At 51.9% G+C, this 505-nt stretch carries 1 rRNA gene; it reads right to left on the bottom strand.

What is annotated here, in order from left to right:
• A 23S ribosomal RNA gene (locus tag DT057_RS35170) occupies positions 1 to 505 on the bottom strand; the annotation flags it as partial.

Genomic DNA, 505 nt, shown 5'->3' with positions numbered 1-505 from the left:
GCCTGTTATCCCCAGAGTACCTTTTATCCGTTGAGCGATGGCCCTTCCATACAGAACCACCGGATCACTATGTCCTACTTTCGTACCTGCTCGACTTGTCGGTCTCGCAGTTAAGCACGCTTATGCCATTGCACTATTAGCACGATGTCCGACCGTACCTAGCGTACCTTCGAACTCCTCCGTTACACTTTAGGAGGAGACCGCCCCAGTCAAACTGCCTACCATGCACTGTCCCCGATCCGGATAACGGACCAAGGTTAGAACCTCAAACAAACCAGGGTGGTATTTCAAGGATGGCTCCACGAGAACTGGCGTCCCCGCTTCAAAGCCTCCCACCTATCCTACACAGATTGGTTCAAAGTCCAATGCAAAGCTACAGTAAAGGTTCATGGGGTCTTTCCGTCTAGCCGCGGGTAGATTGCATCATCACAAACATTTCAACTTCGCTGAGTCTCGGGAGGAGACAGTGTGGCCATCGTTACGCCATTCGTGCAGGTCGGAACTT

The organism is Methylobacterium crusticola, from assembly GCF_003574465.1.
Taxonomy (GTDB): Bacteria; Pseudomonadota; Alphaproteobacteria; order Rhizobiales; family Beijerinckiaceae; genus Methylobacterium; species Methylobacterium crusticola.
The sequence above is the reverse complement of the archived record's forward strand: the minus strand, read 5'-3'. Positions and strand labels throughout refer to the sequence as shown.